27 protein-coding genes are annotated in these 23,167 nt (G+C 51.2%); 14 read left to right on the top strand and 13 right to left on the bottom strand.

Going from position 1 to position 23,167, the window contains the following annotated elements:
- Positions 1-15: 15 nt before the first annotated feature.
- Genes flgH through flgB form a run of 7 tightly spaced genes read right to left on the bottom strand, consistent with a single transcriptional unit; the run spans position 16 to position 5,140 of the window.
- Positions 16-714, bottom strand: a complete 699-nt coding sequence (gene flgH / locus ACVXHP_RS02290) for a flagellar basal body L-ring protein FlgH (RefSeq protein ID WP_016152630.1) — start codon at positions 712-714, stop codon at positions 16-18.
- A gap of 57 nt (positions 715-771) precedes the next feature.
- Positions 772-1,554 carry a flagellar basal-body rod protein FlgG gene (gene flgG / locus ACVXHP_RS02285; RefSeq protein ID WP_003036202.1) on the bottom strand — a complete coding sequence of 261 codons (783 nt, stop codon included), beginning with the start codon at positions 1,552-1,554 and terminating at the stop codon, positions 772-774.
- A gap of 13 nt (positions 1,555-1,567) precedes the next feature.
- Positions 1,568-2,323, bottom strand: coding sequence for a flagellar basal body rod protein FlgF (locus ACVXHP_RS02280; protein WP_165407365.1), 756 nt, complete (start codon positions 2,321-2,323; stop codon positions 1,568-1,570).
- A gap of 20 nt (positions 2,324-2,343) precedes the next feature.
- The gene (flgE, locus tag ACVXHP_RS02275) at positions 2,344-3,579 is read right to left on the bottom strand and encodes a flagellar hook protein FlgE (protein ID WP_447570776.1); all 1,236 of its coding nucleotides are present in this window, start codon (positions 3,577-3,579) and stop codon (positions 2,344-2,346) included.
- 26 nt (positions 3,580-3,605) lie between these two features.
- Positions 3,606-4,304, bottom strand: coding sequence for a flagellar hook assembly protein FlgD (gene flgD, locus ACVXHP_RS02270; protein WP_061381773.1), 699 nt, complete (start codon positions 4,302-4,304; stop codon positions 3,606-3,608).
- Positions 4,305-4,315: 11 nt separating this feature from the next.
- Positions 4,316-4,720 carry a flagellar basal body rod protein FlgC gene (gene flgC / locus ACVXHP_RS02265; RefSeq protein WP_006685091.1) on the bottom strand — a complete coding sequence of 135 codons (405 nt, stop codon included), beginning with the start codon at positions 4,718-4,720 and terminating at the stop codon, positions 4,316-4,318.
- A gap of 3 nt (positions 4,721-4,723) precedes the next feature.
- Positions 4,724-5,140, bottom strand: coding sequence for a flagellar basal body rod protein FlgB (flgB, locus tag ACVXHP_RS02260; protein ID WP_200006783.1), 417 nt, complete (start codon positions 5,138-5,140; stop codon positions 4,724-4,726).
- 157 nt (positions 5,141-5,297) lie between these two features.
- Here flgB and flgA point away from each other — a divergent pair, with 157 nt between their 5' ends.
- The 3 genes from flgA to flgN all read left to right on the top strand — a co-directional run bounded on the left by flgA (position 5,298) and on the right by flgN (position 6,770).
- Complete coding sequence (flgA, locus tag ACVXHP_RS02255) at positions 5,298-5,957, top strand: flagellar basal body P-ring formation chaperone FlgA (RefSeq protein WP_316129414.1); 660 nt, start codon at positions 5,298-5,300, stop codon at positions 5,955-5,957.
- A gap of 93 nt (positions 5,958-6,050) precedes the next feature.
- Entirely contained in the window at positions 6,051-6,344 is a 294-nt protein-coding gene (gene flgM, locus ACVXHP_RS02250) for a flagellar biosynthesis anti-sigma factor FlgM (protein WP_042309206.1), read from the top strand.
- 3 nt (positions 6,345-6,347) lie between these two features.
- On the top strand, positions 6,348-6,770 hold the full coding sequence (gene flgN, locus ACVXHP_RS02245; protein ID WP_069323314.1) for a flagella biosynthesis chaperone FlgN: 423 nt from the start codon (positions 6,348-6,350) through the stop codon (positions 6,768-6,770).
- Between the two features lie 83 nt (positions 6,771-6,853).
- On the opposite strand, the gene murJ is transcribed toward flgN, so the two are convergent.
- The 4 genes from murJ to rimJ all read right to left on the bottom strand — a co-directional run bounded on the left by murJ (position 6,854) and on the right by rimJ (position 10,778).
- The gene (murJ, locus tag ACVXHP_RS02240; protein ID WP_038639684.1) at positions 6,854-8,389 is read right to left on the bottom strand and encodes a murein biosynthesis integral membrane protein MurJ; all 1,536 of its coding nucleotides are present in this window, start codon (positions 8,387-8,389) and stop codon (positions 6,854-6,856) included.
- Positions 8,390-8,588: 199 nt separating this feature from the next.
- Positions 8,589-9,512 carry a Gfo/Idh/MocA family protein gene (locus ACVXHP_RS02235; RefSeq protein WP_304697869.1) on the bottom strand — a complete coding sequence of 308 codons (924 nt, stop codon included), beginning with the start codon at positions 9,510-9,512 and terminating at the stop codon, positions 8,589-8,591.
- Between the two features lies 1 nt (position 9,513).
- A complete protein-coding gene (locus tag ACVXHP_RS02230; protein WP_200006787.1) occupies positions 9,514-10,161 on the bottom strand; it encodes a YceH family protein in 648 nt (215 codons plus the stop codon).
- 32 nt (positions 10,162-10,193) lie between these two features.
- Positions 10,194-10,778, bottom strand: a complete 585-nt coding sequence (gene rimJ, locus ACVXHP_RS02225) for a ribosomal protein S5-alanine N-acetyltransferase (RefSeq protein WP_006685101.1) — start codon at positions 10,776-10,778, stop codon at positions 10,194-10,196.
- 259 nt (positions 10,779-11,037) lie between these two features.
- Between rimJ and mdtH the strand changes: the two genes are divergently transcribed.
- The 9 genes from mdtH (at position 11,038) to ACVXHP_RS02180 (ending at position 17,784) form a co-directional block, all read left to right on the top strand.
- Positions 11,038-12,246: a multidrug efflux MFS transporter MdtH gene (mdtH, locus tag ACVXHP_RS02220; RefSeq protein WP_447570775.1), complete on the top strand. Its 1,209-nt coding sequence runs from the start codon at positions 11,038-11,040 to the stop codon at positions 12,244-12,246.
- Between the two features lie 114 nt (positions 12,247-12,360).
- On the top strand, positions 12,361-12,921 hold the full coding sequence (locus ACVXHP_RS02215) for a lipoprotein (RefSeq protein ID WP_200006789.1): 561 nt from the start codon (positions 12,361-12,363) through the stop codon (positions 12,919-12,921).
- Positions 12,922-13,026: 105 nt separating this feature from the next.
- The gene (pyrC, locus tag ACVXHP_RS02210) at positions 13,027-14,073 is read left to right on the top strand and encodes a dihydroorotase (protein WP_447570774.1); all 1,047 of its coding nucleotides are present in this window, start codon (positions 13,027-13,029) and stop codon (positions 14,071-14,073) included.
- Positions 14,074-14,138: 65 nt separating this feature from the next.
- Positions 14,139-14,384, top strand: coding sequence for a DNA damage-inducible protein I (gene dinI / locus ACVXHP_RS02205; RefSeq protein ID WP_006685106.1), 246 nt, complete (start codon positions 14,139-14,141; stop codon positions 14,382-14,384).
- Positions 14,385-14,725: 341 nt separating this feature from the next.
- Positions 14,726-14,980: a biofilm formation regulator BssS gene (gene bssS / locus ACVXHP_RS02200; RefSeq protein ID WP_003036154.1), complete on the top strand. Its 255-nt coding sequence runs from the start codon at positions 14,726-14,728 to the stop codon at positions 14,978-14,980.
- Positions 14,981-15,094: 114 nt separating this feature from the next.
- On the top strand, positions 15,095-16,213 hold the full coding sequence (gene solA, locus ACVXHP_RS02195) for an N-methyl-L-tryptophan oxidase (protein WP_316129420.1): 1,119 nt from the start codon (positions 15,095-15,097) through the stop codon (positions 16,211-16,213).
- Between the two features lie 51 nt (positions 16,214-16,264).
- Positions 16,265-16,378 (top strand): YceO family protein, encoded by a 114-nt coding sequence (locus ACVXHP_RS02190; protein ID WP_003036148.1) that lies wholly within the window; start codon positions 16,265-16,267, stop codon positions 16,376-16,378.
- A gap of 262 nt (positions 16,379-16,640) precedes the next feature.
- Positions 16,641-17,207 carry a cytochrome b gene (locus ACVXHP_RS02185; RefSeq protein WP_316129421.1) on the top strand — a complete coding sequence of 189 codons (567 nt, stop codon included), beginning with the start codon at positions 16,641-16,643 and terminating at the stop codon, positions 17,205-17,207.
- A gap of 1 nt (position 17,208) precedes the next feature.
- Positions 17,209-17,784, top strand: a complete 576-nt coding sequence (locus ACVXHP_RS02180) for a YceI family protein (protein WP_003832130.1) — start codon at positions 17,209-17,211, stop codon at positions 17,782-17,784.
- A 47-nt stretch (positions 17,785-17,831) separates the two neighbouring features.
- Here ACVXHP_RS02180 and trhO read toward each other — a convergent pair whose 3' ends face one another.
- On the bottom strand, positions 17,832-18,884 hold the full coding sequence (gene trhO, locus ACVXHP_RS02175; RefSeq protein WP_447570773.1) for an oxygen-dependent tRNA uridine(34) hydroxylase TrhO: 1,053 nt from the start codon (positions 18,882-18,884) through the stop codon (positions 17,832-17,834).
- Between the two features lie 220 nt (positions 18,885-19,104).
- Here trhO and ACVXHP_RS02170 point away from each other — a divergent pair, with 220 nt between their 5' ends.
- Both ACVXHP_RS02170 and mdtG read left to right on the top strand, forming a co-directional pair.
- Complete coding sequence (locus ACVXHP_RS02170) at positions 19,105-20,025, top strand: Kdo(2)-lipid IV(A) acyltransferase (RefSeq protein WP_447570772.1); 921 nt, start codon at positions 19,105-19,107, stop codon at positions 20,023-20,025.
- Between the two features lie 155 nt (positions 20,026-20,180).
- The gene (gene mdtG / locus ACVXHP_RS02165) at positions 20,181-21,401 is read left to right on the top strand and encodes a multidrug efflux MFS transporter MdtG (RefSeq protein WP_200006796.1); all 1,221 of its coding nucleotides are present in this window, start codon (positions 20,181-20,183) and stop codon (positions 21,399-21,401) included.
- Positions 21,402-21,458: 57 nt separating this feature from the next.
- On the opposite strand, the gene ACVXHP_RS02160 is transcribed toward mdtG, so the two are convergent.
- Positions 21,459-22,757, bottom strand: a complete 1,299-nt coding sequence (locus ACVXHP_RS02160) for a sensor domain-containing diguanylate cyclase (protein WP_447571137.1) — start codon at positions 22,755-22,757, stop codon at positions 21,459-21,461.
- Between the last annotated feature and the right edge of the window lie 410 nt (positions 22,758-23,167).

Raw genomic sequence — 23,167 nt, 5'->3', positions numbered from 1 at the left:
CACCGGGTACCTCGCTTACATCGGCGACAAGTTAAGGAAGAAACGCTGCAACCAGCCCATATTTTGCGCTTCATTGATGTAGCCGTTGCCGACGTACTCAATACGCGCATCCGCAACCTGAGTTGACGGTACGGAGTTGCTGCCACTGATGGTGCGTGGGTTAACGACCCCGGAGAAGCGAATGAACTCAGTGCCCTGATTAATGGCGATCTGTTTTTCACCCACGACATGTAAATTGCCATTCACCAGTACCTGATCGACCGTCACGGTCAACGTACCGCTGAAGGTATTGCTGGCGTTCGCGCCGCCTTTACCGTTAAAGGTGTTGCCACCAGAGGCTTCTACGTCGGCACGTTCGTTACCAAACAGCCCTTGCAGGTAGCGCGGTACGGTATCAAAACCAAAGTTGGTCTTGCCGTCGCGGCTGGCGTTTGCCGAGGAGCTTTTGCTCGCGCTGACGTTTTCCTGCAATACGATGGTCAGCGTATCGCCAATATTGCGTGGACGGCGGTCTTCGAAAAGTGGCTGATAACCGTAGTTAATCGGCTGCGCCGACTGGAAGATTGAGCCATTCGCCACCGGCGTCGGGCCTGGAACGGGTTGAGCAGACGTCGCGCCCTGAACGAGCGGCGTGGCTGGGATCCAGGCGCACCCTGTCAGTGAAACCACCAGCAGGGCTAAAATGGGGTATGGGTGAAGCGCGTATTTTCGCATTGCGGTCATCTTCAAAATCAGTGTGCCGGTGAGGCTCTCACCTCACCGGGCCCCACTTTAGAGTTGCGTCAGTTTTTGCAGCATCTGATCGGTGGTCGATACCGCTTTACTGTTGATTTCGTAAGCGCGCTGAACCTGGATCATGTTTACCAGCTCTTCCGCCACATTGACGTTAGAGGTTTCAACATACCCCTGGTACAGCAGACCCGCGCCGTTCAGCCCCGGCGTGCTCTCATTCGGCGCGCCGGATGACTGCGTTTCGGTGTACAGATTCTCACCAATACTTTCCAGGCCGGTGTCGTTCATAAAGGTGGTCAGGTTAAGCTGCCCGACCTGAACAGGCGCAGCCTGGCCCTGTTGGGTCACGCTGACAATGCCGTCGCGTCCAATGGTAATGCTGAGCGAGTTAGCCGGGATAGTGATGGCCGGCTGAACCTGAAAACCGCCCGCGGTCACCAACTGGCCGTTTTGATCCACCTGGAAAGAACCGTCACGGGTATAGGCGGACGTGCCATCAGGTAGCATGACCTGGAAAAAGCCCTGGCCTTTAATCGCCACATCTTTACTGTTATTGGTTTGCGACAGGTTACCCTGGCTGTGTAAACGCTCGGTTGCCACCGGACGCACACCGGTACCAATCTGCAAACCGGACGGCAGCGTCGTCTGTTCAGAAGACTGGGCGCCAGGCTGGCGAATCGTCTGATACAACAAATCTTCAAACACTGCACGTTGGCGCTTAAATCCGTTGGTGCTGACGTTTGCCAGGTTGTTGGCAATCACATCCATGTTGGTTTGCTGCGCATCCAGGCCGGTTTTGGCGATCCATAATGAACTGATCATAAAATGTCCTGTGTTAACTCATCGACAGCAGTTGGTTGGCGCGGCCCGCGTTATCATCCACGCTACTGATAATTTTCATCTGCATTTCAAAACGGCGGGCGTTAGCGATCATGTCACTCATCGCGGCAACCGGCTTAACGTTGCTCCCTTCCAGCACGCCCGACATAACGCGGATGCTGGGATCGGCCTGCAATGTCGGGCCTCGGGTAGCCTGCGCGGCCTGGGTCAGACGAAACATACCGTCATCACCACGTTGCACTTCATTCCCCGTCGCCTTTACCAGTTTCAAACGCCCAACGGGCGCAACCGTATTAGCCGGATCGCCTGGGTTAAGCGCAGAGATCGTCCCGTCAGCCGCAATGGTGACTTCGGAACCTTCCGGTACGGCTATCGGCCCGGCTTCCCCGATTACCGGATGCCCCTGAATAGTCAGTTCACCCGTAGGGCTTACCTGAATGGCGCCATTACGGGTATACCCTTCGCTACCGTCTGCGGTCTGGACGGCCAACCAGCCATCCTGTTGCAGCGCCACGTCCAGCGGGCGGGAGGTATAGTCCATCTGGCCCGGCGTCATATCGGCCCCCGGCGTGGAGGCCACCACCAGCGTACGCGTCGGCAAAGATAAACCTTCAACGGGAACCGCACGCAGCGCATTGAGCTGCGCACGAAAACCCGGCGTGGAGGCGTTTGCCAGGTTGCTGGCCGTCACCGCCTGTTGATTCAGCGTCTGACTGGCCGCGCCCATGGCGGTATAAATTGCGTGATCCATTAAGCCATCCCGTCAGGCGCTTAGCGCAGGTTGACCAGCGTGTTGAGGATCTGATCCTGGGTTTTGATGGTCTGCGCGTTCGACTGATAGTTACGCTGGGCGACGATCATATTCACCAGTTCTTTACTCAAGTCCACGTTTGAGGCTTCCAGCGCGCCGTTGGTCAGCTTGCCGAAGTTACCTTCGCCTGCGGTACCCAGCAGCGCCACGCCGGAAGCCTGTGTAGCCGCCCAAACGTTATCGCCCTGAGACGCCAGACCTTCGTTGTTGGCAAAGTTAGCCAGCACGATCTGCCCCAGCACCTGTTGCTGTTCGTTGGAGTAGTTGCCGACCACGGTACCGTCATTGTTAATCTGGTAGCTCACCAGATCGCCCGGCTTGTAGCCGTTCTGATTCGTGGCGACGATATTGTTGGCGCCGGTGTTCTGCTGCATAGAGTTCAGGAAACTCAGAGAGAAAGTGGCTTCAGTTGCGCCATTAATCTGACCGGTTGTAATTGTGATATCCGTTCCTGCTGGCGCCCCAGTTGCCGTGGCGCTCATCCCTAAAAACGCGCCATTGTTATTAAACTTCATAAACCCGGCTGATTTTGCAGCTTCGCCAGTTGAAGCATCCTGAGTGTGAATTTCCCAGGTGTTGCTCTCTGCGTTTTTGACATAAAAAATGTTCATGTCATGGGCGTTACCCTGGCTATCGAAAACGGTAACAGTGCCTTTTTTGTTGTAGGAGTCCGCATCGTTTGGACTAAACGGAGTTTTAGTTGGCACCTTGTCAGTGGAATTCAGGTTGATCTGCATTGACGCGGTAGTCGTGGTTTTCGCTGCCATCAGCGTATTCGGAATAGTGATCGGTGCCGGGTTAGCGCCTTGCTGTATTGTCGGCGGTGTACCGGTAGCCGGGTAACCCGTCAACTGTAACCCCTGCATGTTGACGATATTGCGGTTTTCATCGAGCTTGAATTGACCGTTACGGCTGTAAAATACGGAACCGTTGCTGTCTACCATGCGGAAAAAACCGTTCTGACTGATAGCCACATCCAGTCCGCGTCCGGTATTGGTGGTAGTACCATCGGTAAAGTCCTGGGTAATACCCGCAACTTTAACGCCCAGCCCCACTTTAGAACCGGCGAACATATCGGCAAAAGAAGCCGTACCAGATTTAAAACCGTAGGTAGCGGAGTTGGCGATGTTATTACCAATGACATCGAGGTTGGTCGCTGCAGCGTTCAGACCGCTGACCGCTTGAGAAAAGGCCATGACTTACTCCTGATAAGTGTGAGGGCTTAGATTATTTGCCGTACTTCGTCGAGGGTGGTGGTTCCATAGGTGCCCAGGTCCAGCGTGTTACCGCCGTTACTGCGAATAACCCCCTGCACCAGCGCAAACTGAAGCGGCTGTGCCACCAGTTGCGTTCCGCCATTGCTGGCAGCAATTGAGACGTTATAAGAACCGCTTGGCGCATCCGTGCCATCGGTCATGGTGCCGTCCCAGGTAAAGGTATGAACACCTGCTTTCAAGCCGCCAATATCAATACTGCGGATCACTTTGCCGTCTTTATCGGTAATCGTTGCGGTGACTTTATCCGCCGGCTGCTGCAGCTCAACGCCAAACGGCGTCGTGGTCGTTTTCGCGCCCTCTTCCGTACCTTTGCCGGTCAGGATGGTGGTGCCAGGGATCATGACACCATGGCCAATCAGCGTACTGGCCTGCAGCGACTGACTGTTATCGATCTGTCCGGAAATAGACCCCAGCGTGGTGTTCAGTTTCTCAATCCCACTCACCGTACTGATTTGCGCCAGTTGGGTGGTCAGTTCGTTGTTTTGCAGCGGATTGGTTGGGTCCTGGTTTTTTAACTGTGCGACCAGCAGCGTCAGAAAACTGCTTTGCAGGTCAGCAGCATTGCTGCCCGTCAGGGAGCTATTCCCGGTAGCGGCTTTAACGCCTGCATTGCTCGGGTCATTCATGGTTACAGCAACAGACATGTGCGTCTCCTCTACTGGCCTAACGTAAGCGTTTTGAGCATCAAGCTTTTCACGGTGTTGAGCACTTCGACGTTTGCCTGGTAGCTACGCGAGGCTGACATGGTGTTGACCATCTCGCCGACGACGTCCACATTCGGCATTTTTACGTAGCCGTTCGCATCGGCCAGTGGATTACCCGGCTCATAAACCAGCTTATCCGGCGCCTGGCTTTCAATCACGTCAGCCACTTTTACGCCGCCTGTAGCCGCACCTGGCGCGGCATCGACCTGAAAAACAACCTGCTTGGCGCGATACGGTTGACCATCGGGTCCAGTGACGCTATCCGCATTCGCCATGTTGCTGGCCGCCACGTTCAGGCGCTTGGACTGCGCCGTCAGCGCAGAGCCTGCGATATCAAAAATATTTAACAGCGCCACGAATTAGTTCCCTCCTTGCAGCACGTTCATCATGCCTTTGATTTGTCCACCCAACGCGGTCAACCCCATTTGATATTTGAGGCTATTGTCTGCAAATTGCGTACGCTCCCGGTCCATATCCACCGTATTGCCATCCAGAGACGGCTGGTCAGGAATGCGATAGAGCAATTCCGTAGCGGGAGCAGAAGCGGTTTGGGCCGGAATATGTTGTGCAGAGGTCAGCGTCAACGAGACACCGCCGGTTTGTTCCCGTCCACGCACCATGACTTTTTTCAATTCACTGGCGAAATCCAGGTCGCGCGCCTGATACCCCGGCGTGTCGGCATTGGCAATGTTGGCCGCCAATACTTCCTGACGTTGGGCGCGCAAATTCAGCGCTTCCTGTTGAAAACGTAAGGCGGCGTCGAGCTTATCGAGCATATCTCCTCCGCAAATGACAAAATTCAGCCGACAGCTTAAATCCCATTACGCGCGCGTTATCGCCGGAATAAACGCAAAATGCGTCGCTATTTGTTGCGTTGATGACTGCGTTGCACAGGTAAAATCCTGCCACTACCTGAAAAAGCGCGAGGTTTTGATGCAAACGTTTAAACGTGGAATAGTTGTGGCAGCACTGCTGTTCAGCCCTATGACGCTGGCGCAAGACCTGAATTCACAGCTGACGGCATGGTTTTCCCAACGTCTGGCCGGATTCAGCGATGAGGTGGTCGTCTCTATCCGTACGTCGCCTAATCTACTGCCCAGTTGCGAGCAACCCGCATTAAGCGTGTCCGGCAGCGCGAAACTGTGGGGCAATGTGAACGTGCTGGCCCGCTGCGCTAACGAGAAACGTTATCTGCAGGTGAATGTGCAGGCCACGGGAAACTACGTGGTTGCCGCCGCGCCTGTCGCCCGGGGCAGCGCGTTAACCTCGACCAGCGTGACGTTAAAGCGTGGTCGGCTGGACCAACTGCCGCCGCGCGCCGTGTTAGATTTGAATCAGGTGCAGGATGCGGTGAGTCTGCGGGATCTGGTTCCGGGTCAGCCGATACAGCTTTCGATGTTGCGCCAGGCCTGGCGGATCAAAGCCGGTCAACGCGTACTGGTTATCGCCAACGGCGATGGTTTTCGGGTGAATGCCGAAGGTAAAGCGCTGAACAATGCCGCCGTCGCACAGAATGCGCGAGTGCGGATGATTTCAGGCCAGGTGGTGAGCGGCATCGTCGATTCTGATGGGAATATTCTTATTAACCTATAATAGGTTAAAGATTTTTTAGCGTGTGCCGATAGATAAACAACCAATGATTACAGCGGGCCGCTATAGCGTAACCCCTCGATGAGGATAAACAAAATGAGCATTGATCGTACCTCACCATTGAAGCCAGTCAGTACCGTTCAGCCACGTGAAACCAGCGATGCGCCGGTACAAAAAGCGCGGAAGGAAAAAACCACCGCGACAAACAGCACCAGCGTTATGCTGAGCGACGCCCAGGCCAAACTGATGCAGCCCGGCACCAATGACATCAATATGGAACGCGTCGAAGCATTGAAAACCGCGATCCGTAACGGTGAGTTGAAAATGGATACCGGAAAAATTGCCGACTCGCTCATTCGAGAGGCACAGAGCTACCTACAGAGTAAATAAAGTATGACTCGCTTGTCAGAAATACTTGATCAGATGACAACCGTCCTCAATGACCTGAAAACGGTAATGGATGCTGAGCAGCAGCAGCTTTCCGCAGGATATATCAACGGCAGCCAGCTACAGCGTATTACAGAAGAAAAAAGCTCTTTGCTGGCAACCCTTGATTATCTGGAGCAGCAGCGCCGTCTGGAGCATGACGCCACGCGCAGCGCCAACGATGAGATAGCTGAACGCTGGCAGACGATCACCCAAAAAACGCAGCATTTGCGTGACCTCAACCAGCACAACGGTTGGCTGCTGGAAGGGCAGATTGAGCGTAATCAACAAGCGATTCAAGTGCTGAAACCACACCAGGAACCGGCGCTGTATGGCGCAAACGGTCAAACCTCTGCTGCGCACCGCGGCGGGAAAAAATTCTCTATTTAATGCTAGCCTGATCGTTCGCAGCTTTCAGGCCAGCGCGTTCTGCAGGCCGGATACGGCGTAACGCCGCCATCCGGCAATGTCTGTTACGCCGTCCGGCGCACAAACTCTTTCACTTTAAAGCCCAGCACAGCAAGTGCGGCGAAGTAAGCTGCGATCCCAGCCACCACAACGGCCATCAGACGCAGTAAACGCCATAACATCGTTCCCTGCGACCAGTCCGGCATGATATAGAGCATCCCGAACAGCACCGCTGACATCACCACCACGGAAATCACCAGACGCGCCAGGAACCAGGCCCAGCCCGGTTGCGGGGTAAAGATTTTCTGTTTACGCAGTTGCCAGTAAAGCAGCGAAGCGTTCAGACATGCCGCCAGACCAATCGACAGCGACAGCCCGGCATGCTTCAGCGGCCCGATAAACGCCAGGTTCATCACCTGAGTCATAATCAGCGTCACAATAGCAATTTTCACCGGCGTTTTAATATCCTGGCGCGAGTAAAAGCCAGGGGCCAGAACTTTCACCACGATCAAACCAATCAAACCGACCGAGTATGCCACCAGCGCGCGCTGGGTCATGGCGGCATCAAAGGCGGTAAATTTCCCGTACTGGAACAGAGACACCGTCAGCGGTTTAGCCAGAATACCCAACGCCACGGCGCTGGGTAATGCCAGCAGAAAACACAGACGCAACCCCCAGTCCATCAGACGGCAGTACTCATCATGATTCCCGCTGGAAAAGCTTTTGGACAAAGATGGCAGCAGAATGGTCCCCAGCGCCACGCCAAGGACGCCGGACGGAAACTCCATCAGACGATCGGCATAGTACATCCAGGAAACCGAACCGGAGGCCAGAAACGAGGCGAAAATCGTATTGATGATCAGTGAAATCTGGCTGACGGAAACCCCGAGGATTGCCGGCCCCATTTGCTTGACGACACGCATCGCCCCCGCATCGCGAAAGTTCACGCGGGGCAGCACCAGCATGCCAATTTTCTTCAGATGTGGCAGTTGATACACCAGTTGCAGCACGCCACCAACGGTCACGGCCCACGCCAGCGCCAGCACCGGAGGATTAAAATAAGGCGCAGCAAACAGCGCAAAACCGATCATGCTGATATTCAAAAAGGTCGGCGCAAACGCCGGAATAGAAAAGCGGTTCCAGGTGTTAAGGATCGCGCCGACCAGCGAGGCCAGTGAAATCAGCAGGATATAAGGAAAGGTGATCCGCAGCAGTTGGGTAGTCAACGCAAATTTGTCGGCGGTGTCGGCAAACCCAGGCGCAGTGACTAAAATCACCCACGGCGCAGCCAGCATCCCGGCAACCGTCACCACGGCCAGCGCCAGCGTCAGCAGCCCTGAAACGTAAGCGACAAACACGCGGGTAGCATCTTCACCCTGCTTACTTTTGTACTCAGCCAGAATAGGCACAAACGCCTGAGAAAATGCGCCTTCAGCAAAAATTCGGCGCAGCAGGTTTGGAAGTTTGAAGGCCACAAAAAAGGCATCGGTCGCCATCCCTGCGCCAAAGATTCTGGCGACAATCGCATCACGCGCAAAACCCAGCACACGTGAAAACATCGTCATCGAGCTGACGGCTGCCAGCGACTTTAATAAATTCATCTATGTTGTATTCCAGACCCTGAGGCAAAACCCCGTATAACCAACATCGCCATCCGGCAATGTCACTGTTGCCTGATGGCGACGCCGCAGCGTCTTATCAGGCCTACAAGCCAGCCTATGGTTGAAAAGAGGTGTTATTTTGAGTTGGCATATAGTACCTGGATTACAATGAATTACTACCGCCAGTTGTTACAGAGGATTATTCAGCCATCGCCTCCCGCCATAGCTTTTCGACAACACGCTGGGCCAGTAGCGCCTGCTCGCCTGCCGTCTGGGGAACCGTCTGATTTTGCACACACTCAATGAAATGCCGGGCACATCCGGCAAAACCTCGCTGTTCTAAGGTCGTTTGCCAGCCTGCTATCGGCTTGTGTACGACACCTTGCCCGCGTTCTTCCCGCCATTCCCGCATATCCGTGACGTCAATCAAGCCCCCATCGGTCACCGCCTGAACGCTCTCCCGCTGGCTACCGGCCCGGCGATGCATACTGGTTGTTATCTGTAGCTGATCGACAGAAAAATGGTGCTCAGCATAAAGCATCGCGCCAGAGTCATTAGTCTGCAGAGTACCGCTATTTAACTGCGCGTTCCCGCCCGCCAGCCACAGTGCGGTATCGACCACGTGCAGATAGTCGTCCAGCAGGGTGAAACGCAGGTCATGTGGTCCAACGCTGTCCGAACGATGCTTATCCATACGCACAGACGCTGCGTTGCCCAGATGCGCTTTGAGATCCTGATACAGTGGCGCAAATCGGCGGTTAAAGCCGACCATCAACGTCAGTTTTTTCCGCGCGGCCAGCTCGACCAGTTGTTCAGCCTCACGCAGGTTTTCCGCCAGCGGTTTATCCACACACACATGGACCCCAGCATTCAGTAGTTCACTGACTACCGCAAAGTGCGTCGCGGTGCTGGAATGGACAAAAACCGCGTCACAGGTTTTTGCCAGATTCACCAGTGAGTCAACGTAGGGTATGCGCCAGGTCTCACAGACACGCAGCGCTTTTTCCCGCGAAGGTGAAAACGCGCCTTGCAGCGTCCAGTCAGCGGAACTGCCCAGTATGGGCAGCCACGCTTTTTGTGCAATACCACCCAGACCGACAACGCCGATACGTAATTTATTCACATTAGTCTCCCAGGTGCTCCAGTAATGAATCCAGCCGCTGCTTAAGTTCCGCAACTTCTGTTTCCAGGGCTTCAACGCGCGCCTGCAGATCGCCAGACGCGACCGGGAGTTCATCTGTCGCAGCGATGGGCTCATCAACATCACCGCAAAACAGGTGCATATAGCGACTTTCACGTTTACCCGGCTCACGCGCCAGACGGATCACATAAGGGCCATCTTCACGGGTCGCCAGTTTTTCCAGCGTCGACTCCACTTCAGCCATATCGCTGAATTCGTACATTCGCGATGCACGGCTTCGCAGTTCGCCCGGCGTTTGCGCGCCGCGCAGCAACAGAGTAGTGACCAGCGCCACCTCGCCGGCACTGAGTTTCAGATTGCCAAATTCAGAGTTGCAGAAACGCTGCTCATATTTGGTGACACGATTACCAAAGCCGCTCACCGTTCGCAGAAAATGCCGCTTCACCAGGTTATCAAGCTGATCCTGCACTTCCGATTCCGACAGATTCATCACCGGTTCACGATTCGTTTTTTGATTGCAGGCGGTTACGACGCCATTGACCGAAAGCGGATACTGTTCCGGCGTGGTGACCTGTTTTTCTAATAAACAGCCAATCACGCGTGCTTCGGTGGCGGTTAATTCGTATTTCATCGTCTTCTCCATTACTCAGGCTAACCTGAAACTTAGCGACCAGGGGTCCATTCTGATGTGGTCAACGCCGTCAGCACGTGATCGCGCCACTGCCCGTCAATCAGCAGGTAATCTTTGGCATACCCTTCTTTTTCAAAACCCAGTCGGGCCAGCAAGTCACCACTACGTTTATTGTGTGGCATATAGTTCGCCATAATGCGGTGAATATGCTGCGTGCGCTGCATATAACGAATGGCCGAGGTTAAGGCTTCGTACATCAGCCCCTGCCCCTGCCACTTTTGCGCAATGGAATAACCGAGATAACAGGCGTGGAAAGATCCCCGCACCACGTTAGAGAAGTTCGCGACGCCGATAATCTCTTTTTCTTCCGGATCGAGCAGCGCAAAATAATACGCGGTGCCTTGTTTATGAAACTCAGAGATCATACTCAGACGCGCCTGCCAGCCGGAGGGATAACAGTGGCTTTCATCGCGAATAGGTTCCCAGGGTTTTAAGAAATGACGATTTTCTGCGTAATAATCTGCCAGACGCCAGGCATCACGCTCGTGCACCAAACGCACGACCAGGCGGTCCGTGGTTAAGCGCACTTTTGGCACGTTACTGCGATAGCCAAACATTCTATACCTACTCCTTCCCGTAACGTCTTCAATACGCTATTCGCGATACTATACCTGTGCAAATATGCCCTTTGAAAAGAGCAAATTGCCATTTTTTGAATTATTCACACATTTTGATGAAAACTCTCTATCAAGACGGACTTTTGATAAAAAAATATTGTCCCGCCAAGGGTGGGAAAAGCGATGACGACACCGCAGAATAGGAGGTGCTTATCTTTTAAACTCTAATCAGAGTGACGAGTTTTTCCCGGGAGGGGAAATGTCGCAAGTCTCGCAGGCAAGGAACCTGGGTAAATACTTCCTTCTCATCGATAATATGCTGGTCGTGCTGGGCTTCTTCGTCGTTTTCCCGCTGATCTCAATTCGCTTCGTCGACCAAATGGGCTGGGCTGCCGTTATGGTCGGGATCGCGTTAGGATTGCGTCAATTTATTCAGCAGGGGCTGGGTATTTTTGGCGGCGCTATTGCTGACCGTTTCGGCGCAAAACCGATGATCGTCACCGGTATGCTGATGCGCGCCGCCGGGTTCGCCACCATGGGGATTGCCCACGAGCCATGGCTGCTGTGGTTTTCCTGTTTTCTCTCCGGATTAGGCGGCACGCTGTTCGACCCTCCCCGTTCGGCGCTGGTGGTCAAACTGATCCGCCCGGAAAAGCGCGGGCGTTTTTTCTCTATCCTGATGATGCAGGATAGCGCAGGCGCCGTGGTTGGTGCGTTACTCGGCAGTTGGCTGTTACAGTATGATTTCCGCCTGGTCTGCGCGACAGGAGCCATTTTGTTTGTTCTGTGCGCGGCGTTTAACGCCTGGCTGCTCCCGGCGTGGAAGCTATCGACGGTAAAAATTCCGGTGCGCGAAGGGATGAGCCACGTGATGCATGACAAACGTTTTGTCACCTATGTGTTGACGCTGGCAGGTTATTACATGCTGGCGGTACAGGTCATGTTAATGCTGCCAATTATGGTGAACGACATCGCAGGCTCACCTGCCGCCGTAAAATGGATGTATGCCATCGAAGCATGCCTCTCGTTAACGCTGCTCTACCCGATTGCCCGCTGGAGTGAAAAACGTTTTCGCCTTGAACATCGCCTGATGGCCGGTCTGCTGGTGATGTCTCTGAGCATGATGCCTATCGGTCTGGTCGGGAATTTGCAGCAGCTATTCACGCTGATCTGCACCTTCTATATTGGCTCGATCATCGCCGAACCGGCGCGTGAAACGCTGAGCGCCTCGCTGGCCCATGCGCGGGCTCGAGGAAGTTACATGGGTTTCAGCCGACTGGGACTCGCCATCGGCGGCGCCATCGGTTATGTCGGCGGCGGCTGGTTGTTTGATATGGGTAAAGCCCTGGCGCAGCCTGAATTGCCGTGGATGATGCTCGGTATTATCGGCTTCATCACCTTCCTGGCTTTGGGTTGGCAATTCAGCCACAAACGCCCAACGCGCGGCATGCTGGAACCCGACGCCTGATAGCTAATTCGGTGCACGGGCACTTTTCAGTTTTTTCTGCTGGTGCCCGGAGCGCTGGTACTCGATGATGCTTTGTGTCACGATTACGCCACAAGCATCATGTTGAGGAACCCCATGAAAAAGCTTTTTTTTGCCGCTGCACTCATTGTTGGCGGCCTGTTGGTTGGTTGTAATCAACTCACGCAATATACGGTTAGCGAGCAAGAGATTAATCAGGCGCTGGCGAAGCATAACAACTTTTCTAAAGATATCGGTTTACCCGGCGTCGCTGAGGCACACATCGTACTGAGCAACCTCGCCAGTCAGATAGGGCGTGAAGAGCCTAACAAAGTGACTTTGACGGGTGATGCTAACCTGGACATGAATTCCCTGTTTGGCAGTCAGAAAGCCACCATGAAGCTGAAGCTCAAGGCCTTACCGGTCTTCAATAAAGAGAAAGGCGCAATTTATTTGCAAGAGATGGAGGTCGTGGACGCGACCGTGACACCAGAAAAAATGCAGTCGGTACTGCAAACGCTGATGCCATATTTAAACCAGTCGCTGCGTAATTACTTTAACCAACAGCCTGCCTACGTTCTGCAGGAAGACAGCAGCCAGGGTGAAGCGCTGGCGAAAAAACTGGCGAAAGGTATAGAAGTGAAACCGGGCGAAATCATCATCCCGTTCACCGACTAATAAACCCGAGGGCGCTGATGCGCCCTTTTTTTTCGTGCAAACGAAAACGTTTCCGCTTATCCTTTGTTTCCGGCAAAAAAGACAATCCTCAGCCGGAGCATATTGATGACTGCACCATCCCAGGTTTTAAAGATCCGCCGCCCAGACGACTGGCATCTTCACTTTCGCGATGGCGACATGTTAAAAACTGTCGTGCCCTATACCAGTGAAATTTACGGCCGCGCCATTGTCATGCCGAACCTGGCACCGCCCGTCACCACGGTTGATGCGGCTATCGCTTATCGCCAACGCATTCTTGATGCGGTACCTGCCGGACACGACTTCACGCCTTTAATGACCTGCTACTTAACGGATACGCTGGATCCCAATGAGCTGGAGCGTGGTTTCAACGAAGGCGTGTTCACCGCCGCGAAACTCTACCCGGCCAATGCCACCACCAACTCGACGCATGGCGTAACTTCTATTGATGCCATCATGCCGGTGCTGGAACGGATGGAAAAATTGGGTATGCCACTGTTGGTGCATGGTGAAGTGACGCATGCGGATATCGATATTTTCGATCGCGAAGCACGTTTTATTGAGTCGGTTATGGAACCGTTGCGTCAGCGTTTGACCGCGCTGAAAGTGGTGTTTGAACACATCACCACTAAAGATGCTGCCGAATATGTGCGCGACGGTAACGAGCTTCTCGCCGCCACCATTACGCCACAACATCTCATGTTTAACCGCAACCACATGCTGGTAGGCGGCATTCGCCCGCACCTGTATTGTCTGCCGATCCTTAAACGTAACGACCACCAACAGGCGCTGCGTGAACTGGTCGCCAGCGGATTTAGCCGTGCGTTCCTTGGTACCGACTCAGCGCCGCATGCGCGTCATCGCAAAGAATCCAGTTGCGGCTGCGCCGGGTGTTTCAACGCCCCGACAGCGCTGGGCAGCTATGCCACCGTATTTGAAGAGATGAATGCGCTAAGCCATTTTGAAGCCTTCTGCTCACTCAATGGCCCGCAGTTCTATGGCCTGCCGGTAAATGAGACCTTTATTGAGCTTGAGCGCGTGGAGCACCAGGTCCCGGAGAGCATTGCGCTGGCAGATGATACGCTGGTACCTTTCCTGGGTGGCGAAACGGTACGTTGGTCAGTAAAAAACTAAAAAAAGTGTAGCCAACTGATTTGAATGACTGTATAAATAAACAGTATATTCAACAGGGGGCTACTATGCGTATTGAAGTCACTATTGCCAAAACTTCACCTTTACCTGCCGGTGCGATTGACGCATTGGCAGGTGAACTCTCCCGCCGTATCCATCATCATTTTCCGGATAACGAAGGTAACGTTACCGTCCGTTATGCCGGGGCTAACAATTTGTCGGTAATTGGCGCGACCAAAGAGGACAAAGAACGCATCAGCGAGATCCTGCAGGAGACCTGGGAAAGCGCGGATGACTGGTTTATCAACGAATAAATAATGATATGCAGTGATGTTTGTTTGCCGGGTCGCCCCGGCTTTTTTATACGCGCAGTTTTTAAAACAAATGCAGATTCAACCTTGCAGGGATTTAATTTAATATTAATTTCCTGGTTATCTTTTAACCAGAACAACAAAATAATTGTGCAACTTGCTAAAAAAAAATGAATGACATGTTGTTTTATTAGTCAGATAACGCCGAAAACTAAAAATTTATGCACCGCCCTCTTTAAATTTTCAATGAATACCCTTATTTATTGATATACTGAAGTTGCTTCAGAAAAAAAATGCATTGAACCTCGAAAACCGTTGTCTAGTAACACGAATTAGGGGGCATGATGGAAAAGAATAATGAAGTCATTCAGACTCATCCGCTTGTAGGATGGGACATCAGCACCGTTGATAGCTACGATGCGCTGATGCTGCGTTTGCACTACCAGACCCCGAATCGACCGGACCCGGATGGGACTGAAGTTGGTCAAACGCTCTGGTTAACCACTGATGTTGCCAGGCAATTTATTTCGATATTAGAAGCAGGAATCGCCAAAATTGAATCCGGCGATTACCAGGTAAATGAGTATCAGCGCCATTAAATCTGATACATCCAACCATCAAAAGGCACCTTAACGGTGCCTTTCTTATTTCCAGGTTGAATATTCCGGGTCAGTTATTTACCCTGCTACTATCGCGATTGCAGAGAGAAGCGGATGAAATACGACTTAATCATTATTGGCAGCGGTTCCGTGGGTGCCGCAGCCGGATACTATGCCACTCGCGCCGGTCTGAACGTTCTGATGATCGATGCGCATATGCCACCGCATCAACAGGGTAGCCACCACGGCGACACACGATTAATTCGTCATGCATATGGCGAAGGTGAAAAATACGTTCCGCTGGTGCTGCGCGCGCAGACATTGTGGGATGAACTTTCCACCCAAAATGAAGAGCCGATTTTTGTTCGCTCCGGTGTGATCAACCTCGGTCCGGCTGATTCAACTTTCTTAGCTACCGCTGCGCAAAGCGCAAAGCAATGGCAACTCAACGTCGAGCATCTTGATGCCGCCGCCATCATGGCTCGCTGGCCCGAGATTCGCGTACCTGAAAATTATATTGGTCTGTTTGAAGCTGAGTCGGGCTTTTTGCGTAGTGAGTTAGCGATTAAAACCTGGATCCGTCTGGCTGAAGAAGCTGGCTGCGCGCAGCTGTTTAAATGCCCGGTCACGGCTATTCATCACACTGAAGATGGCCTCACGGTGGAAACCGCCGACGGTGACTACCACGCGAAAAAAGCCCTGGTCAGCGCCGGGACATGGGTGCAGGCATTAGTACCGGAACTGCCGATTCAGCCGGTGCGCAAAGTGTTCGCATGGTATCAGGCCGATGGGCGCTACAGCGTTAAAAATAACTTCCCGGCCTTTACCGGCGAGTTGCCAAATGGCGATCAGTACTACGGTTTTCCGGCTGAAAACGACGAACTAAAAATTGGTAAGCACAACGGCGGACAGGCTATTCACGCTGCCGAAGAGCGCAAACCGTTCGCCGCGGTGGCCAGCGATGGCTCCGAAGCCTTCCCATTCCTGCGTACAGTTCTGCCAGGCATTGGCTGTTGCCTGCATGGTGCATCCTGCACTTACGATAATTCACCCGATGAAGACTTTATCATTGATACGCTACCTGAGCATGACAATACCCTGATCATCACCGGGCTGAGCGGACATGGTTTTAAGTTTGCCTCCGTGCTCGGGGAAATCGCAGCGGATTTTGCGCAGGACAAACCGCCAGCCTTTGACCTGAAGCCATTCAGGTTGAGTCGCTTTAAGCAATAACGCATTAATGGCCTCATGGTGAGGCCATTTTTAATGACAGGAATAACATTGATGCGGCGCATCTTTCATTATCTGGTTAATAATATTCGTGAGCATCTTATGCTCTACATTATTTTATGGTCGCTGCTGGCAATTATGGATGTGATATATATTATGTTTTTCTGATTGCATCTCGCTGACAATAATTGACAAAAATTGATAATTGCTTAATTTTTATTGCAATAAACTGAACAAGAAAAATTGCATCTACACCTTGTGATAACAGCATCATCCTGCACATTCCGTCTAATCATTTGATGATTATGTTTATATTCAATCAATTTTATTGACCTAAAAATAAATATCGTCACCATTGTTATTTATTAGTTGCATTCATGTCTTTTACACGCCATTTTTATTCACTCCTGAAATATATCACGGTGTTTTTATGCAATTCACTAATAGTCCACAGCGCTATGGCGTGGTGTCAGTCGCTTTACACTGGCTGGTTGCGATTGCTGTATATGGCATGTTTGCGTTGGGTTTATGGATGGTCACGCTCAGCTATTACGATGGCTGGTATCACCAGGCCCCTGAACTGCATAAAAGCATCGGCATCCTGCTCATGATGGGATTGGTCATTCGCGTTATCTGGCGGTTGTTCTCCCCTCCTCCTGCTGCGCTGACAAGTTATTCCCGCTTAACCCGCATCGCAGCGGCAATGGGTCACCTTGCACTCTACGCCCTGCTCTTTTCGATTGTTATCAGCGGTTATCTGATCTCGACCGCAGATGGCAAAGCGATAAGCGTATTTGGTTGGTTCGATATTCCCGCCACTCTTGCCAACGCAGGTGCTCAGGCCGACCTTGCCGGCAGCTTGCACCTGTGGCTTGCATGGACCGTGGTGGTTTTATCGCTTCTTCATGGGCTTATGGCCCTGAAACATCACTTTATCGATCACGACGATACCCTGAATCGCATGTTGGGAAAATCGTCATCTGACTATGGAGCTTAAAATGAAAAAAAACCTGCTGGGATTGACACTCGCCTCTCTGTTATTCACGACCGGCTCAGCCGTAGCGGCAGATTATAAAATTGACAAAGAGGGACAGCATGCCTTTGTTAATTTCCGTATTCAGCACCTGGGTTACAGCTGGCTGTATGGCACGTTTAAAGATTTCGACGGTACATTCACCTTTGATGAAAAAAATCCTGCTGCCGATAAGGTCAACGTCACCATCAACACCAACAGTGTTGACACCAACCACGCCGAACGTGACAAACACCTGCGCAGCGCAGACTTCCTCAACGTGGCAAAGTTCCCGCAGGCGACCTTTAGCTCCACCAGCGTGAAGAAAGAGGGGAACGACCTCGATATCACCGGTAATCTGACCCTGAACGGCGTCACTAAACCGGTTACGCTGGACGCGAAATTGATTGGTCAGGGTGGCGACCCATGGGGTGGCACGCGCGCTGGTTTTGAAGCGCAAGGCAAGATTAAGCTGAAGGACTTTAACATCACCACCGATCTCGGCCCTGCTTCGCAGGAAGTCGATTTAATCATCTCAGTGGAAGGCGTGCAGCAGAAGTAACGTATGCGTGTTGCCGGATGAGGTGAAAGCCATCATCCGGCAAAATTTTATTGCGCGGGATCCGGAATACCCAGTTTGGTATTCAGACGACCGCGGGATTTATTAAAGATTTTGTTGCCATTTTCACGCCCGGCACGACGACGTCGTTGCTCTTCTTCCGGTAACTCACTCTCTTCGCTGCACAGCTCACTGCAGCAGCCTTTATACTTCTTCGCGCAAGCGGGGCACTGAATAAATAGCAGATGGCAGCCATCATTTTTACAATTAGTGTGGCTGTCGCATGCGGTTCCGCACTGATGACAATGCGCGATAACATCTTCAGAGATCCTTTCGCCCATGCGCTCATCAAAAACGAAATTTTTGCCGATGAAACGTACCGGAAGCCCCTGTTCACGCGCCTTGCGGGCATATTCAATAATACCCCCCTCAATGTGCCAGACTTTGCTAAATCCGTTGTGCTTCATCCAGGCGCTGGCCTTCTCACAGCGGATCCCGCCCGTGCAGTACATAACGATCTTTTTATCTTTATGCTCCTGCATCATTTCAACCGCTTTCGGCAACTGGTCACGGAACGTGTCTGCCGGGATCTCCAGCGCATTCTCGAAGTGCCCCACTTCATATTCATAGTGGTTGCGCATATCAATGAATACCGCGTCAGGATCGTCCAACATGGCGTTCACTTCTGCCGCTTTCAGGTAATCACCCACATCGCTGGCGTTAAAGTCAGGATCATCAATCCCATCCGCCACAATGCGTTCGCGAACTTTCATGCGTAGCACCCAGAATGATTTTCCGTCATCGTCCAGGGCGATATTAAGGCGTAATCCATCCAGGGCAGGATCGAACGCATACAGCTGTTGGCGGAATGCATCCACGTTGCTTTGCGGCACGCTGATTTGCGCGTTAATGCCTTCGTGGGCAAGATATATACGCCCGAACACATTCAACGCAGTGAACAGTTGGTACAGTGCATCACGCGTATGTTGCGGGTCAGCGATGGTGAAATATTTATAAAACGAGATCGTCGTGCGCGGCTCAGTCTCGGCCAGCATTTTGGCTTTGAGCGCGTCGTTTGAAATGCGGTTGTGTAACACTGGCATGGTGTACGTATCCTGCAAATAGGGAGTAAATGAAAATCGGCGGCATAATAAAGCAAACATCGCCAATTTACATCCACACATTTTACGCTACATTTCATACTCCACTATAAAAACGCAACAACAATTGCCGATTTAATCACCGTTCTCCCGTCACAAATTTTTGATACGCGCGAAAAAATGCGACAATACAGGGAATTGGTCGTTTGAAGACAGGATAGACATGACGAATTTACCCAAGTTTACGGCTGCGCTTCTGCATCCACGTTATTGGTTAACCTGGCTGGGTATTGGCATCCTTTGGTTAATCGTGCAGTTACCCTACCCGGTACTTTACAAGTTGGGCTGTGCGTTAGGTCGTCTGGCGTTACGTTTGATGAAACGTCGGGCAAAAATCGTTTCACGTAATCTGGAGCTGTGCTTCCCACAGATGAGTGAGCAGGAACGCCAGCAGATGGTCTTCAGGAACTTCGAGTCCGTCGGTATGGGCGTGATAGAAACCGGGATGGCCTGGTTTTGGTCCGATAAGCGCATTTCACGCTGGACAGAAGTGATCGGGATGGAACATATCCGTGACGTTCAGGCGCAAAAGCGAGGGATCCTGTTAGTCGGTCTGCACTTTCTGACCCTGGAACTGGGTGCGCGTCAGTTTGGTTTGCAGGAGCCTGGTATCGGTGTGTATCGTCCCAATGACAACCCGCTGCTCGACTGGTTACAGACCTGGGGCCGCATGCGCTCTAATAAATCAATGCTTGATCGTAAGGACCTGAAAGGAATGATTAAAGCGTTGAAAAAAGGCGAAGTGGTTTGGTACGCGCCGGATCATGACTACGGTCCTCGCGCCAGCGTGTTTGTGCCGCTGTTTGCCGTTGAACAGGCTGCCACAACCTCCGGGACCTGGATGCTTTCACGCATGTCGAATGCCTGCCTGGTGCCGTTTGTTCCTCGCCGCAAGCCCGACGGTAAAGGGTATCAATTGATTATGCTACCGCCAGAGTGTTCACCGCCATTAGACGACGCGGAAACCACGGCGGCCTGGATGAATAAGATCGTTGAGCAATGCATCATGATGGCCCCAGAACAATATATGTGGCTACATCGTCGCTTCAAGACACGTCCTGCAGGCGCCCCTTCCCTGTACTAAAACGTGGTTGCAGTCCAGTGGGCTGCAACCGCCACCCTACCCGCTTTAGGTTTAACTGCTATCCACATTGCAGCAACTATCAACCGGGCGCATAATTAGTCTGCTTACTTATATTCAATCGATAGCGCATACAGCGCATCACACTGCGGATCGTTATGTCACCCTCAGATGCCCCCATAAACTGGAAACGCAACCTCACCGTTGCCTGGTTGGGTTGTTTTTTAACCGGCGCAGCATTTAGCCTGGTCATGCCCTTTTTGCCCCTGTACGTTGAGAGTCTCGGCGTCACGGGCCATAGCGCCCTGAACATGTGGTCAGGTCTGGTGTTCAGCATCACCTTTTTGTTTTCAGCCATCGCCTCCCCTTTCTGGGGTGGCCTTGCCGACCGCAAAGGGCGAAAAATCATGCTGCTGCGTTCCGCGTTGGGTATGGCTATTGTGATGCTGCTGATGGGCCTGGCGCAAAATATATGGCAGTTCCTGGTTCTGCGCGCGCTGTTAGGTCTGCTCGGGGGTTTCATACCCAACGCCAATGCGCTGATCGCTACCCAGGTTCCACGCAATAAAAGCGGCTGGGCGCTGGGAACGCTCTCAACCGGCGGCGTCAGCGGCGCACTGCTGGGACCGCTGGCAGGTGGACTACTCGCTGACCAGTATGGATTGCGTCCCGTATTCTTCATTACCGCCAGCGTACTGCTGGTCTGTTTTATCCTGACGCTATTTTTTATCCGCGAGCGTTTTCAGCCGGTAAGCAAGAAAGAGATGCTGCACATACGTGAAGTCGTGGCCTCGTTAAAAAACCCCAAACTGGTGCTGAGCCTGTTTGTCACCACCTTAATCATTCAGGTGGCGACCGGTTCTATTGCGCCAATCCTGACGTTATACGTGCGGGAGTTGGCCGGAAACGTCAGTAATATCGCGTTCATTAGTGGGATGATTGCCTCCGTACCCGGCGTAGCGGCGTTAATCAGTGCCCCAAGGCTTGGCAAACTCGGTGACCGAATTGGCCCGGAGAAGATCCTGATCGTCGCACTGATTATTTCCGTGCTACTGCTGATTCCGATGTCATTTGTACAAACGCCCTGGCAATTGGGCGTACTGCGTTTTTTATTGGGTGCTGCCGATGGTGCTCTGCTCCCGGCGGTGCAAACGCTGCTGGTCTATAACTCAACCAATCAAATAGCCGGGCGTATTTTCAGTTACAACCAGTCATTTCGCGATATCGGCAACGTAACAGGACCATTAATGGGGGCGGCAATATCCGCCAACTACGGCTTTCGCGCCGTCTTCTGCGTGACCGCGGGGGTAGTACTGTTTAACGCGATCTACTCGTGGAATAGCCTGCGCCGTCGCCGGAGCGCTGAGCTCGCTGGATGATCTGTATATATGCCTGAACCCGAAGAGTAAACTTTGCGTTTTCAGGCAGTATTACTTTTAATTATAATAGTAACACACCTTATTCCGGCCAGAGTTTTTGGCCTCATACAGCGCAGCATCGGCATAAGAAACAACTTTATCCGCTGATTCATCAGTAACTTTGCTACAATATACACCGATGCTGATCGTCATCTTTTCTTTCAGATCATAGGCGTTGGGTATTGTCGTTCCATGCTCAACATTTCTTCTGATTCGTTCTGCAACGACAATAGCTTCATCTTTGTCCTTGCATTTAAGAAGAATCGCAAACTCCTCGCCGCCTATGCGTGCAAAGATATCCGTATCTCTAATTGAGTTGTTGATTATATCAACAATACTTATTATTACCCGATCGCCTTCCTGATGACCATAGGTATCATTAATGCGTTTAAATTTGTCGATATCCAGAACCATTACGCAAACAGTTCCTTTCGCTAGCGATGCCTTTAACGTTCTATAGAACAGTTTTCGGTTGTATATTTTGGTCATGGCATCTTTGATAGCTGAATCCGTTTCTTTTTTTAGAATAATAAAAGTGTTATACATTAATATTGATATTATACAAAGAGTACTGATCACCTCAATCCCTCTGCTGATATACCAAATATACATACTATATTCATCTAAACTTAATAGCAGCACATTGGTTAATATTCCTGAGCAACACAGTAAACCGATACTTTTCCATAAGATGTTATGCGTTTTAGTTTTAATGACCAAATATAAAAGAACCAGTCCCCAGGCAACAATCAGCGAATAAATATAACCAATATGCCAGTGTACGGTTACGTTATCGGGTTTTAAGCTCGTAATCTCAAGGGTCATGCCCGGATTATAACTGGCCAGGCTATGTGCCAGGACAGCGATAGCCAGCATGATTAAAAATGCTACCGCTATATAGCATGGTTCTCTTTCTTTGGTTTCAATGATTGTCGAAGATGCTTTATAAGATTTTAAGGATACAAATAATAAGGCGATAAAACTAAGCTGGCGAAAATAGTAGAATATAGCGATATCGTTAGTTCTTTTTTCTATCGAAGTGTGATCATTGATTAAATCCTGAACGATATAGATGGTTTCCACAAAGAAAATATTATTGCTAAGAAATGCCATGCCTAAGATCATGAGGCATGTTAGGTCTTTTCTGCACAAATACTGAAACAACATAAAAAGAAAAATAATTGCATATAAAAAGAACAAGCCTACTATGATAATCAAGTATATGGTTTGCGGAACACTCTGTATGGTTAATTTAAACTGCGTAAGACATAACCCACCAAGAATATAGCTGATTAAGCAAGTTATATAGAACGCCATCAACTTCCTGTTATTTGAATTACTGTTTTCCATAACATCCTTAGGAGTATTCTTGAGTTGGCATTTTATATAATAAAGCATAAGTATTTGCAATCTATATGACCGCACAACTTCAGTGATATTTATTCATTTCTTATTCAATGATTTTTTATCCATTTATAACACATGGTATTAATAATTTATTATTATGTATCTTTCTTTTAAACGCCTCGCGCCATTAATACATCTTGTACATAGCGGATACGTAATCATTACTTTGCCTACCTTTAAGTTTAATACCTCTCAATGATTACCTCTGTGACATTTTCACATTAATAATTATTATTCCTTTCATTTTAATAAGGTTAGGAATCATTTCATTAGCACAACAGGCATTACCGCAATCAAAAATCAGAATAAATACGTATTAA

It is taken from the genome of Citrobacter freundii complex sp. 2025EL-00176, from assembly GCF_053309355.1.
Note: the sequence above shows the minus strand (reverse complement) of the source record. Positions and strands in the feature narration are given on the sequence as shown.